The organism is Bacteroides sp. 214 (assembly GCF_010501015.1).
In the GTDB taxonomy this organism is placed as follows: domain Bacteria; phylum Bacteroidota; class Bacteroidia; order Bacteroidales; family Bacteroidaceae; genus Bacteroides.
The window spans coordinates 414,961-428,789 of sequence record NZ_QVML01000001.1; the positions used below are offsets into that span (position 1 = coordinate 414,961).

Annotated in this window: 9 protein-coding genes; 5 read left to right on the plus strand and 4 right to left on the minus strand. The window is 39.6% G+C overall.

Annotation, left to right across the window (positions count from 1 at the left end):
• Positions 1 to 5 precede the first annotated feature (5 nt).
• Positions 6 to 1,412 (minus strand): glucuronate isomerase, encoded by a 1,407-nt coding sequence (uxaC, locus tag D0T50_RS01475; RefSeq protein WP_163221208.1) that lies wholly within the window; start codon positions 1,410 to 1,412, stop codon positions 6 to 8.
• Between the two features lie 206 nt (positions 1,413 to 1,618).
• Between uxaC and D0T50_RS01480 the strand changes: the two genes are divergently transcribed.
• The 5 genes from D0T50_RS01480 to D0T50_RS01495 all read left to right on the plus strand — a co-directional run bounded on the left by D0T50_RS01480 (position 1,619) and on the right by D0T50_RS01495 (position 9,379).
• A complete protein-coding gene (locus tag D0T50_RS01480) occupies positions 1,619 to 3,058 on the plus strand; it encodes a tagaturonate reductase (RefSeq protein WP_163221210.1) in 1,440 nt (479 codons plus the stop codon).
• 242 nt (positions 3,059 to 3,300) lie between these two features.
• Positions 3,301 to 3,558: a hypothetical protein gene (locus tag D0T50_RS13600; protein WP_203558156.1), complete on the plus strand. Its 258-nt coding sequence runs from the start codon at positions 3,301 to 3,303 to the stop codon at positions 3,556 to 3,558.
• 171 nt (positions 3,559 to 3,729) lie between these two features.
• Complete coding sequence (locus tag D0T50_RS01485; protein WP_163221212.1) at positions 3,730 to 5,331, plus strand: CTP synthase; 1,602 nt, start codon at positions 3,730 to 3,732, stop codon at positions 5,329 to 5,331.
• Between the two features lie 40 nt (positions 5,332 to 5,371).
• Positions 5,372 to 7,219, plus strand: coding sequence for a membrane protein insertase YidC (gene yidC / locus D0T50_RS01490; protein ID WP_163221318.1), 1,848 nt, complete (start codon positions 5,372 to 5,374; stop codon positions 7,217 to 7,219).
• Positions 7,220 to 7,315: 96 nt separating this feature from the next.
• Entirely contained in the window at positions 7,316 to 9,379 is a 2,064-nt protein-coding gene (locus tag D0T50_RS01495; protein ID WP_370520852.1) for a prolyl oligopeptidase family serine peptidase, read from the plus strand.
• On the opposite strand, the gene D0T50_RS01500 is transcribed toward D0T50_RS01495, so the two are convergent.
• From D0T50_RS01500 to D0T50_RS01510, 3 genes are all read right to left on the minus strand, one after another.
• A complete protein-coding gene (locus D0T50_RS01500) occupies positions 9,376 to 10,134 on the minus strand; it encodes a creatininase family protein (protein ID WP_163221221.1) in 759 nt (252 codons plus the stop codon). The genes D0T50_RS01495 and D0T50_RS01500 overlap by 4 nt on opposite strands.
• A gap of 64 nt (positions 10,135 to 10,198) precedes the next feature.
• A complete protein-coding gene (locus D0T50_RS01505) occupies positions 10,199 to 11,080 on the minus strand; it encodes a helix-turn-helix domain-containing protein (RefSeq protein WP_163221223.1) in 882 nt (293 codons plus the stop codon).
• Positions 11,081 to 11,446: 366 nt separating this feature from the next.
• Positions 11,447 to 13,774 (minus strand): TonB-dependent receptor, encoded by a 2,328-nt coding sequence (locus D0T50_RS01510; protein WP_163221225.1) that lies wholly within the window; start codon positions 13,772 to 13,774, stop codon positions 11,447 to 11,449.
• Between the last annotated feature and the right edge of the window lie 55 nt (positions 13,775 to 13,829).

Sequence of the window (13,829 nt, forward strand, 5' to 3'; positions counted from 1 at the left end):
TCTCTTTAGAACTGGAAGAATTTCTTCGCATTGTAGTAACTGATATCTTCAATCATCTGATTAACACGTTCCATTTCTGAGTATGGAATCTCGCCGTTTTCTACATCACGACCCACCAAGTTACAAAGTGTGCGACGGAAATACTCATGTCTTGGATATGACAGGAATGAACGAGAGTCAGTCAACATTCCAACAAAGCGGCTCAACAAACCAAGTACCGAAAGCGCGTTCATTTGTTTTTCCATGCCATCTTTTTGATCCAGGAACCACCAGCCCGAACCAAACTGCATTTTACCTGCAACGGTTCCATCTTGGAAGTTACCAATCATGGTGGCAATAACTTCGTTTGCACAAGGGTTAAGGTTGTACAGGATTGTTTTTGCCAATTTGTTTTGTGAGTTCAAGCGGTCGAGCAACTTACTCATTGCCTTAGCAGTTGTAAATTCGCCTATTGAATCGAAACCTGTATCGGGTCCTAATTGTGAGAACATACGGCTATTATTATTACGAATAGCACCATAGTGGAATTGTTGTGTCCAACCTTTTTCGTAATCCATAATACCAAATTCAACCAACATGGCCGATTTGAACTTCAGAATTTCTTCTTTGGTTAGTTGAGTGCCACCATACACCTTATTAAATATAGCACTGATTTCGGCGTTGGTGTAATCTTCTGCGTAAAACTCTTCGATACCGTGGTCGGACAATTTACAGCCTTGTGCCGCGAAGAAGTCGTGACGATTGTTTAATGCTGCAATCAGGTCGTTGTAGTTGGAGATATTCACACCGCTAACTTCGGCAAGTTTCTCTACATACGCACGGAAGTCGGCAGGAACTTCTACTGCCATAGCTTTGTCTGGACGCCATGTTGGAAGCATTTTTATTTCAAATCCGCTTTCGCGTGTTTTAATGTGGTATTCCAAGCTATCAATTGGGTCGTCGGTTGTACACACTACCTCAACGTTGTAGCGGCGCATCATGCCACGAGCGCTATAGTCGGCAGTAGCTAACTTCTCGTTACATTCGTCATATATTTCGCGGGCAGTTTTAGGACTCAATATTTTATTGATACCAAAAGCTGTCTTTAATTCCAAGTGTGTCCAGTGGTAAAGTGGGTTACGCATGGTATAGGGTACTGTTTCTGCCCATTTTTCGAATTTTTCCCAATCGCTGGTGTCTTTGCCTGTACAGTATTTTTCGTCAATACCGTTAGTTCTCATGGCGCGCCATTTGTAGTGGTCGCCTCCCAACCAGATTTCAGTTAGTGATTTGAACTTATGATCATCTGCAACCATTTGTGGAATCAGGTGGCAGTGGTAATCAATGATAGGCATTTTGGCTGCGTGTTCGTGATATAACTTTTGTGCGGTTTCTGTCTGCAACAAGAAGTTTTCATCCATAAAGTTTTTCATGATAACTTGAATTAAATTGTTTATATTATTGCTTATTGGTATTTTTGTTTTATTAACCGTTATCGCACACAAAAATAGTTGTTTCTATTGTTAAGCCAAAATTACTCACTATATTTGCCACCCTGATTTGTGTTATTTAACTCTTTATTACACCAATCATAGATATAAACAAACAAGATACATAGAACAAATAAATCAAACAAATTATGAGAGCATTGAATAAAGAAACAGCTCCGAAAAAGAGCTATCCAGAACGTATAATCCAGTTTGGCGAAGGTAATTTTCTACGCGCATTTGTAGATTGGATTGTATATAACATGAACCAAAAGGCAGACTTCGATGGTAGTGTTGTAGTAGTTCAACCAATTGATAAAGGTATGGTTGACATGTTGAATGCACAAGACTGTCTCTATCATGTGAACTTGCAAGGACTTGATAAAGGTAAGGTGGTGAACGACTTGACTTTGATTGATGTTATTAGTCGGGCAATGAACCCTTACTCACAAAACGAAGAGTTTATGAAACTTGCCGACCAACCCGAAATGAGATTTGTTATCTCTAACACTACTGAGGCTGGTATTGCTTTTGATCCTTCGTGCAAACTGACTGATGCTCCTGCTTCTTCGTATCCTGGTAAATTGACACAATTACTTTATCGTCGTTTCCAAACATTTAATGGTGACAAGAGCAAAGGATTGCATATTATTCCTTGTGAATTGATTTTCCATAACGGTGCCAAATTAAAAGAAGCAATCTATCAATATATTGATTTGTGGAACCTTGGCGCAGAATTCAAAACATGGTTTGAAGAAGCTTGTGGTGTGTATTCTACATTGGTAGACCGCATCGTACCAGGATTCCCACGTAAAGATATTGCCGAAATCAAAGAAAAATTACAGTATGATGATAATCTGGTGGTACAAGCCGAGATTTTCCACCTATGGGTAATCGAAGCTCCACAAGAGCTTTCAAAAGAATTCCCTGCAGACAAAGCCGGACTGAACGTATTGTTTGTACCTTCTGAAGCTCCTTACCACGAACGTAAGGTTACTTTATTGAATGGTCCTCATACAGTGCTTTCTCCTGTTGCTTTCTTGTCGGGTATCAATATTGTTCGCGATGCTTGCCAAGATGAAGTAGTAGGTAAATTCATCAAAAAAGTAATGTATGATGAATTAATGGAAACTCTAAACTTACCAAAAGACGAGTTGATGGAGTATGCAGGCGATGTATTGGAGCGTTTCAATAACCCATTCGTAGAGCATGCTGTAACCAGCATTATGCTTAATTCATTTCCTAAATACGAAACACGCGATCTTCCGGGTTTGAAAACCTATTTGCAACGCAAAGGTGAACTACCTAAAGGTTTGGTGTTGGGTCTTGCTGCTATCATTACTTACTATAAAGGAGGCAAACGTGCTGATGGTGCAGAAATTGCTCCGAATGACTCGCAAGAAATCATGGACTTATTGACAAAACTTTGGGCAAGCAACGATTATGCTACAGTTGCCAAAGGTGTACTTGCCGCTAGTTTTATTTGGGGTGAAGATTTGAATGATATTCCAGGATTGACCGATGCTATTGTTGCTAACTTGAAATCAATTCAAGAAAAAGGCATGGTTGAGACAGTGAAGTCTATACTCTAAGATACCATAATATAATAACACTGAAGCATCCTGCGGACTTTTAGTCTGTGGGATGCTTTTTTTTGAACTCATTTGAGATTTCAGCCATAGGCGCGCGAGTCGAATGCTTATGGCAAACGAGTCGAATGCTTATGGTATTTGCACCAAATGCTTATGGCATTCGACTTGATTGCTTATAGCTCTTGCACCAGCAGCCTATGCTTTATTAGTTCAATGAAGACTACAATATTACTCAGTGAGAAATGATTGCTTTCTCACTGTTTTTTACTCAAAACACACTGAAAAACCATCCATTTCTCACTGAACTTTTACAACCATCCTTCACCCTTCATTTTAATGAAAAATCAATTGATAATCAACTTGTTAAGGGTGAATCCTATCTCTCCTTCACCAATCTTTATAAGAAACAGCGTATCTATCACCCAAATAATAATGAGAATCAACCTGTTGAGTTGAAAAATGAAGAGGTGAATAGTAAAAACTTGTTTTCCTGGTGGTAAATGAAAAAGAGAAAAAACAGGCGAAAAGAGTGCTAAAGAAAAAACAAAAGCATCCTATAATAACTATTCTGTGGAAATTCAAAACAGTTTCTTACTTTTTTTGTATTTTTGCGTCTTTTAGTACGCAGACGAAATCAAAATACAGGAAATAAATAATAAATAGCATAAGTTGTGAAAGAGACTAAGTACATTTTTGTAACCGGTGGGGTTGCTTCTTCATTAGGGAAAGGCATTATATCATCATCTATCGCTAAGCTTTTACAAGCAAGAGGTTATAAAGTAACCATACAAAAGTTTGACCCATACATCAACATTGATCCGGGTACTATGAATCCATATGAACATGGAGAATGTTATGTAACAGTAGACGGGCACGAGGCAGATCTCGACCTGGGACATTACGAACGCTTCCTTAGCATTCAGACTACCAAGGAAAATAACATTACTACCGGACGAATCTACAAAAGTGTTATCGATAAAGAACGTCGTGGCGATTATTTGGGTAAAACCATTCAGGTAGTTCCTCATATTACCGACGAAATAAAACGTAACATAAAGCAACTCGGAAGTAAATATAAATTTGATTTTGTTATTACCGAAATTGGTGGAACAGTGGGCGATATTGAATCTCTTCCTTATATGGAGAGTATCCGTCAGCTTAAGTGGGAATTGGGTAATAATGCGCTTTGCGTACACCTCACTTATGTTCCTTTCCTTGCTGCCGCCAAAGAGCTAAAAACAAAACCTACACAACATTCAGTAAAAGAACTTCAGTCGCTCGGAATACAGCCCGATGTATTGGTGCTTCGCTCAGAACATCATTTAGATGCCAATTTAAGAAAGAAAGTAGCTCTTTTCTGTAATGTACAAGAAGAGGCGGTGGTACAATCTATTGATGTGCCAACTATCTACGAAGTACCATTGAAAATGCAGGAGCAAAACCTCGATAAGACCATCCTTCGTAAAATGGGACAGCCTGTTGAAGCCGATCCGGATTTGTTGCCATGGAGAACTTTCCTCGCGCGTCGTAATAGTGCTACCGAAGAAATTACTATTGCCCTTGTTGGTAAATACGTGGAACTGCAGGATGCGTACAAATCTATCTTGGAATCGCTTTTGCAAGCAGCAACATACAACGATCGTAAACTGAAAATTGAATATGTTCAATCCGAAACGCTTACTGCCGACAATGTGGAAGAGAAACTTGCTCATGTAGATGGTGTGGTAATCTGTCCGGGATTTGGTGCAAGAGGTATTGAAGGTAAATTCATTGCTGCCCGCTATACTCGTGAAAACGATATACCTACATTGGGTATCTGTCTTGGTATGCAGTGTATGTCAATAGAATTTGCACGCAACGTATTAGGTTATGCCGATGCTAACTCTGTAGAGATAAATGAAAAGACACCATACAACATCATAGATATTATGGAAGAACAAAAGTCCATAACAAATATGGGTGGTACTATGCGCTTGGGTGCCTTTGAGTGTGTGCTAACTAAAGGTTCAAAAGCCTTTGATGCATACAAAGAAGAACATATTCAGGAACGCCATCGTCATCGCTACGAGTTTAATAATCAGTATCGTGATGCGTTTGAAAAAGCTGGTATGAAGTGTGTGGGTATAAATCCTGAGTCAGATTTGGTTGAGATAGTTGAAATACCTACATTGAAATGGTATATGGGTGTACAGTTCCACCCCGAATACAGCAGTACGGTACTGAAACCGCATCCGTTATTTTTGGCGTTTATCAAAGCGGCCATTGATAAATAAACGAATTACTTATTATTAATATAGATATAGAAAACGAATGATGGATAAAAATACCATAACAGGACTTGTCTTGATTGTACTACTGCTGATAGGATTTAGCTACTTTAGCCGTCCCTCGCAAGAACAACAAGAAGCCTTTAAACGATACAATGACTCAATTACCATCGTTAAGCAAAAGGAAGAGGCTCTTAGAGAAAAAACAGCTGCTGCCCTTGCCAACGAAAAAGAAATCGTAACAATTGATTCAACCTCTACTTTCTTTAATGCGATTGAGGGTGTAGAAGGTACAGTAGTGATTGAAAATGAACTGCTAACAGCCGTAATCGACAATAAAGGCGGTAGGGTTACAAAAGTTACACTAAAGGAGTACAATGACCAGGAAAAGCAACCGTTGGTGTTGTTTGACGGTAACGAGATGATGATGAACTTTTACTTCTATAATAAGAAGGAAGCAATTCAGACTAAAGATTACTACTTTATACCGGTTAACCAATCGGAGATGGGTGTAACCATGCGTTTGGTAGCAGGAGAGGAGAGTTACATTGACTTCATTTACCAACTCAAACCGGATAATTATCTGTTGGATTTTACCATACAGGCAGTTGGAATGGAAAACTTGTTGGCACATAGTGTAGATTATCTTAATATAGAATGGTCACAACGTGCTCGCCAATTAGAACGTGGTTCGGTTTTTGAAAAAAGATTATCCAACCTTACATATAAGTATGTAGCCGACAAAACTGATAACCTTGCCGAAGCCAAAGATGATGAAGAAACTATTGACAGACGATTGAATTGGATTGCTTACAAAAATCAGTTCTTTTCATCGGTGTTTATTGCCGACCAAAGCTTTAGCGAGAATATCCTAAAATCACGTGTTGGAAAAGAAGGTAATGATTACATTAAGGATTATTCTTCAGAGATGCGTACCTCTTTTGACCCTAAAGGAGAAGCGCCCACTACAATGCATTTCTATTTTGGCCCTAACCACTACAAAACCCTCAAGGCTTATGATAAAGGAAAGAGCGGTGACAGTAAGTGGAAACTTAATGACTTGGTTTACTTGGGCTGGCCGGTAGTAAAACAAATCAACCAATGGTTTACTGTAAATATCTTCGACTGGTTATCAAGTTGGGGGTTAGGTATGGGATTGGTTCTTTTCTTGATGACAGTTTTGGTAAAAATTGTGGTGTTTCCTGCAACATGGAAAACATATATGTCTTCGGCCAAGATGCGTGTGTTGCGTCCTGAGATTGAAAAGATTAACGCTAAATATCCCAAGCAGGAAGATGCAATGAAGAAGCAACAAGAAACCATGGCGCTGTATAGTAAATATGGTGTAAGTCCTATGGGTGGTTGTTTGCCGATGCTGTTGCAGTTCCCTATATTAATGGCTTTGTTTATGTTTGTGCCTAGTGCGATTGAGTTGCGTCAGGAAAGTTTCTTGTGGGCAAACGACTTGTCGACCTATGATGCAATACTTAAATTACCGTTCAATATTCCTTTCATGGGTAGTCACATCAGCTTGTTCTGTTTGTTAATGACGGTAACAACCATCCTTAACACCAAGTACACTATGTCTCAACAAGATACCGGACAACAACAGATGCCGGGTATGAAGTGGATGATGTACCTCATGCCGGTAATGTTCCTCTTTATATTGAATAGCTATCCTGCCGGGTTGAACTATTACTATTTTATCTCTACTTTGATAAGTGTAGTTACAATGATTGTTCTGCGCAAAACAACCAATGAAGAAAAACTGTTGGCAGGACTTGAAGCAAATAAGACAAAGAATAAAACCAAGAAGAAATCAGGATTCGCTGCACGTCTGGAAGCAATGCAGAAAGAGCAGGAGCGGATGTTGAAAGAGAGACAAAAGAAGTAAATGAATAGATAATTCAAAAAAAGGTACAGGAGCATAACTTGTGCCTTTTTTTAGCCAATAATCAAAACGTCTATGAAACATGTAAGTTTATTAATGATGTCAGCAGCTATGATGTTAGCTTCTTGTGCCACTGAGAAGGTACAGAAAGAAAATCCGGTACTTATCGGAAAGTCAACCATACAAGTGAGTGATAAACGAATGACCCCCGAAGCACTGTGGGCATTCGGTAGAATAGGAGAGGTAGCTGTTTCGCCTGATGAAAAGCAGATAGCTTATACGGTTGCCTATTACAGCATTCCCGAGAATAAAAGCAATCGCGAAGTATTTGTGATGAATGCCGACGGCAGTCAAAACAGGCAAATAACGCAAACTCCATACAGTGAAAACCAGGTTGTCTGGATTAAGGGTGGTAGTAAACTAGCCTTCTTGAGTAGCGAAAGTGGTAGCAGTCAGGTTTGGGAAATGAATCCTGATGGAACCGGACGTAAACAACTTACTGCTTATGATGGTGATATTGAGGGTTTTGCCTTCTCGCCCGACGAAAAGAAACTACTCTTTATCTCTTCCATAAATGTCATTCCAAGTACAGCCGATCTGTATCCCGACTTGGCAAAAGCCAGTGGTTTGCTTCGTTCCGACCTGATGTATAAGCATTGGGATGAATGGGTAACAACTGCGCCACATCCTTTTATTGCCGATTTCGATGGAAATAGTATCGCTAATGTTATGGATATACTACAAGGAGAGCCATACGAAAGTCCGATGAAGCCTTTTGGTGGTATTGAACAATTGGCATGGAACACTACCTCTGATAAGGTTGCATATACTTGTAAGAAAAAAACAGGTAGAGCGTATGCACTTTCTACTAACTCGGATATCTATATCTATGACCTCAAGACCAAGCAACACACAAATATTACTGAAGGGAATATGGGGTATGATACCAATCCTACGTACTCACCCGATGGTAAGAGCATTGCATGGTTGAGTATGGAGCGAGATGGTTACGAGTCGGACTGGAATCGCTTGTTTGTGATGAATTTAGAAACCGGCGAGAAACGTTTTGTGAGCAAATCGCTAGATTCAAATGTAGATACGTATAGTTGGAGCAAAGATGCACAGACAATCTATTTTACCAGTGTGTGGCATGGTAAGACACAGATTTATGCTGTAACCTTAGCCGATGAACAATTAAAAGTAATAACCGAAGGTGTGCACGACTATGCTTCTGTTGCTTTGTGTGGTGACAAGTTAATAGCTAAAAGACACTCCATGAGTATGGCAGACGAGATTTATGCCGTAGCTCTGAATGGTGAAGCTACTCAGCTAACCTTTGAGAATAAACATCTCTATGATCAGTTGGAAATGGGTAGGGTAGAGGAACGTTGGATGAAAACAACCGATGGTAAGGAGATGCTTACATGGGTAATTTATCCGCCTAACTTTGATCCTAACAAAAAATACCCTGCAATTTTGTACTGTACCGGTGGTCCTCAAAATGCGGTAAGCCAGTTCTTTTCCTATCGTTGGAACATGCAAATGATGGCGGCAAACGACTATATAATTGTTGCGCCCAATCGTCGTGGACTTCCCGGATTCGGACTGGAGTGGAACGAACAAATTAGTGGAGACTATGGTGGTCAGTGCATGAAAGATTTATTTACTGCTATTGATGTCATGGCAAAAGAGCCGTTCATTGATGAAGAGCGTTTAGGTTGTGTAGGTGCCAGCTTTGGTGGATATACTGTTTATTGGATGGCTGGTCATCACGAAAAGCGTTTCAAAGCATTCATTTCACATTGTGGTATATTTAACATGGAAGTGCAGTACATTGATACAGAAGAAATATTCTTTGCGAATTGGGATATGGCTGGCCCTTACTGGGATAAGAATAACCCTAAGGTAAAGAATACATATAAACATTCTCCGCACTTGTTTGTAGAAAAATGGGATACACCGATACTTTGTATTCATGGAGAGAAAGACCTACGTGTACCGGTTACACAAGGAACGATGGCGTTCAATGCGGCTCGTGTTCAAAATATTCCGGCGGAGTTATTGATATTCCCGGATGAAAACCATTGGGTTTTGAAGCCACAGAACGGAATCTTGTGGCAACGAACATTCTTTAGCTGGCTGGATAAATGGCTAAAGAATTAATATAAATCGTGTAGACCAACCTCGCCAAAGAGTTTTGCAATTTTCTCTACTACAGCATGGATATAAGCGGCACCTTTTTCGGGTGTCGCTTTTTTCGGATTACCCACACCGCTATCAATGGTTGTTTTATCCCAGTGGCGTGGTGCCCAACCCAATTTTTCATTTAAAGCAGGTATAGCAAATGGCTTGGAGTCACCGTCGCCTGCTTCTTCCAAATGAACTAATTCGGGATGATAATGCATCATCACCGATGTTTCCATCTCACCAGCATGGTCATCAATAGCTGCTTCAAAATATCCTTTGGGCGAAACCACACTAAACCATTCGGCAGAGACAATCAGAAAATCGGGGTAAACAAAAGCCAAATCACGAATCATTCCTTTAAAATGATTGCCACCGTGTCCACTAAGAATTATTAGTTTTCTTACTCCCTGCACATAGAGTGAAGCTACAATATCTTCCAAAATGGCTTGCTGGGTAGAATAACGCGTATGTATGCAGAAGGGAAGTTCGCGCTGACCGGGGTTGTGTGCGCCAAATGCAACAGGCGGCAACACCATACAGCGCATTCCATATTGCTTAAGAGTTAACTCAGCGGCTTCTACGGCAATATCATGAGGAAGAATGCAGTCGGTCAGATAGGGCAAGTGTAAGTTATGAGGTTCGGTTGCTCCCCAAGGAAGTACTACGACATCGTATTTAACTCCTCTTACTTTGCCATAAGAGGAGAGTGATAGGTCAAATTCTTTATTCATTTCATTGAGTTGATTCAGATTGCTATTTGCTCTAAGCTAAAATACAAAGATAAGAATGTTTTTCTTATTGCTTTCTGAATTCTTTGGGAGAAACTCCGGTGCAGTTCTTAAAATATTTGCCAAAGAAAGACTGGTTAGCGAAATTCAAGTCATCGGCAATTTCTTGAATATTCTTTTTGGAACCACTTAGCAAACTTTTGGCTTCATTAATAACAAAATTGTCAATCCACTCACCGGCAGTTCGCCCGCTAACTTCTTTTACCACACAAGAAAGGTGTTTGGGGGTAACACATAACTCATAGGCATAGAAATTTACACTTCTTTCTTTCTTGAAATTAGAAGATAGGCTACGCATAAAATAATCAAACAATGACTCCTGTCTTGTTTTGTGGGGAATGTTGATTTTCCTTTTGTTATTGTACACATCATATATCTCATAGTACAACGAGACAATCAGGTTACAAATAATATCTCGTAAAAATTCACCATGTTCTTCGTTTGTTTTCTTCCAGATAAGGTTAAAATAGTCGAGTATTCGTTCCAACTGCCTTTGACTTAGAGAGATACACGGATAGTCTTTGGTATAAAAGAAGAAAGGTAACATTATCTTAATGCGAGCATAGGTTTCGTCAGAGAACTCTCGAGACATAGCTATACACACACTTTGATAATCGGGGCTAACTTCGATAGATTGCAAAACTTGATCGGGCAAGCTAATAAGTAGGGTGCCCGGAGTAATATAGTACTCTTGCATATTTATTCCAACACGTGTAAAGCCATTCAGGCAAATAGAAATAACAGTCGTATCTATTCTTGTTGGCTTATCATAAGAAGGCATTAACCGCAAATCATTAAAGATATAAAAATCGCTATCAATGTGGTTTACTTTTCTTTCATCAGTGCAAATGGGAAAAGTCTCTAAATTGTATATGGAAATTGCATTCATAAGGCTCTCTTTTTACAAATCTAACAATTAAAACTGTTAGATTATTCGCAAATAGAACACAAATCAGAGAAATAGAACAAAATAAGAGTTTTACAGAAGAGGGTAAAACTTAAAATGCGAAGTAATTGTTACAAACAGTTTACAAAAACGAGGTTGTTTTCTTGCTTTTATGATGAACAAGTCGCTAAATCCGTTGGGTTATTTTTTGGATTATACCTGACGAAGCGCATTTTTGCACCTTGTCTTATGGCAAAAAAAGACACTGACTTTTGAAATAAAACTCAGTGTCTTTTGAGGTGTTTCTCAGTGCTTTTTGATTCAAAAAACACTGAGAAATTTTAGTTACTTGAATATATCTACAGCAGCTTATTTTGTAAGCTTAAAGCCAAAGAAGAAAGTACGAGGTTGGGTGGGACCATAAAAATAGCCCGAGTCTCTATACTTACCACTGTCTAAGTCTTTTTGGAAACTATCGAAGATGTTTTGAACACCCGCATTAAGTTGTAGTTTGATGTGGTCGCGTAGTGTAAATGTATAATTTAGCTTTACGTTCATATCCCAGAAATCGGGTGTTTTCTTCATCACAGGGTCTGCTTCGTGTGGAAAGTGCGGAACAAGCATTTCGCCAGTATAGATACTTGATATGGAAAAATCGAATTTGCTTGTTGGCGCTGCTGTAAAAGTAAAGTACCCATAGTAGTTTGGCGTACGTGGCATACGTTTAGTGAATTGCTGGTTGTCGTCATCATCATCCGTCCATGCTTCTGCCTTTTTGTACTGGCTGCGCTGTGCAGTAAAACCAACCTGAAACTGTACATTACGTCCGTGTGCTATTTTTGCATCAATATTTGCACCATACACACGAGCACCACTACCATTTCTTCTCTCTTTGATGGGGTCACCGTATTCATTTTCGCCGATAGGTTCCAATACGAATACATTTTTCAAATCTGTATAGAAACCTTCTACCAGTATATTGGCTTGCCAATGGTGTCCAAGTGGAGTTGTCCAGTCGAGCGAACCACTGAATGTTTTGGAACGTTCTTCTTTCAAATCATCAGCAAGTACAATTTGCATACCTTCACCATTTACAGCAGTGATGTGTAAGTCTTCGTCGAAAGCTTGTGGAGCACGAAAACCGGTAGAGTAGGTAAGGCGTCCTTGCAAGTTATCGATAGGAGTCCACAATAAATTTAAGCGAGGACTGAAAATTAGATTGCTAATCAAATTGTGTTTATCCAAACGTGCACCAGCCAATAGGGTGAGGTACTTCATTTTCCATTCACTTTGCACAAATCCTCCACCAATACGTACATCTTGTTTCATATCTCTGTGATAGCCGGTCATAACATCATGCAGGGAGTTGTCCTGATATTCAAGACCAGTAGTAAGTGTTGCGCGAGCAAAAATGAACTGATCAATGTTTCCGGTATACATGCCACCCACAACCCATGTAAGGTCGTCTGTCTTGCCATAAGCATTTAAATCTTGGAGTGCACCGTAGTAACTACTTCTTTCAATGTGTTGTACAGAAGCATAGAGAGACATTTTATGTTTGTATTCACTCCAAAACTTGTCATAACTTACTCCTCCGCTATTGATGATATGCTTGGTTTGTTCGGTAATATCACTTTCGTGTGGTTGTTGGTCGAATGCGTTTCCACCACGGCGAAACTCATTTGTTGTGTGATACTCAATATTTAGCTTACTGAAGTGAGTGGGGCGATAGTAAGCACGCATACCAAAAGTGTTCATATTCAACTTTCCTACTTCCGAGAAACCATCTCCGTCTCTATCGTATGGATTGCGGTTGCGATACGATTCGTACAATGAAATACCGTATGAATTGTCTTTAGAAACCAAAGAGACATTTGCGCCCATGTATTGTTCCCATGATTGCCCATCGGCATTAGACATAGTAGTTGTTACCTGGAAAGAGTTGTCAATAGGATCTTTCGTAATGATATTTATTGTTCCAGCAACAGCATTTGCACCAAACAAAGCCGAACCTCCTCCACGAACTATTTCCACACGCTCAATCATATTTACTGGTATTTGTTCCAGTGCGTACACACCCGACAAGGCACTTACAACCGGACGGCTGTTTATGAGTATCTGTGAGTAAGGACCTTCCAAACCATTGATGCGCACTTGTGGAAAAGCACAGTTTTGACAATTGTTCTCAACGCGTAATCCTGATTGATAATTTAACGATTTCGCTAAATCAGTGGAGTTGACAGTCTCAAACAGTTTTTGCGAGATAACGTTTACCACTACCGGAGCTTCTTTGCGGCTTACTTCGTTACGATTTGCCGAAACGACTACTTCATTGAGCAATAGGTTGTCTTCCGATAGCTTGAAGTGTATAACAGTTGTAAATTCGCTACTTACGGTTACCTTTTTCTCTTGCGTTTTATAACCTAGCATCTGTACGCGAAGTGTGTATTCGCCTGCAGGGATTTTACGGAATTCAAACTGTCCGCGTTCATTGGAAGTTGCACCTTGTCCGGTTTCAATAATTAAAATACTTGCATACGGAATGTCTTCTTCGGTTCCGTTGACGATAATGTGACCTGAAATATGGTTCCCATCTTTTATGGGGTTTGCTGCTTGTACATTTAAGTAGAGACAAGCTGCGACGATAAGGAATACAAAACGATTGATTTTTGTGTTTATTCTTCTTACAGTTATCATACCTTTGTTTTTTTAATTGGGGGGCAAAGGTATGTTTTTTATTTTGAATGATTAT

What these genes read in the sequence shown, in the direction of transcription:
- D0T50_RS01500 (WP_163221221.1), bottom strand. Translation starts at nt 10,134, where the DNA reads ATGAATAAAGAATTTGACCTATCACTCTCCTCTTATGGCAAAGTAAGA.
- D0T50_RS01505 (WP_163221223.1), bottom strand. Translation starts at nt 11,080, where the DNA reads ATGAATGCAATTTCCATATACAATTTAGAGACTTTTCCCATTTGCACT.
- uxaC (WP_163221208.1), bottom strand. Translation starts at nt 1,412, where the DNA reads ATGAAAAACTTTATGGATGAAAACTTCTTGTTGCAGACAGAAACCGCA.
- D0T50_RS01480 (WP_163221210.1), top strand. Translation starts at nt 1,619, where the DNA reads ATGAGAGCATTGAATAAAGAAACAGCTCCGAAAAAGAGCTATCCAGAA.
- D0T50_RS01510 (WP_163221225.1), bottom strand. Translation starts at nt 13,774, where the DNA reads ATGATAACTGTAAGAAGAATAAACACAAAAATCAATCGTTTTGTATTC.
- D0T50_RS01495 (WP_370520852.1), top strand. Translation starts at nt 7,316, where the DNA reads ATGTCAGCAGCTATGATGTTAGCTTCTTGTGCCACTGAGAAGGTACAG.
- yidC (WP_163221318.1), top strand. Translation starts at nt 5,372, where the DNA reads ATGGATAAAAATACCATAACAGGACTTGTCTTGATTGTACTACTGCTG.
- D0T50_RS13600 (WP_203558156.1), top strand. Translation starts at nt 3,301, where the DNA reads ATGATTGCTTTCTCACTGTTTTTTACTCAAAACACACTGAAAAACCAT.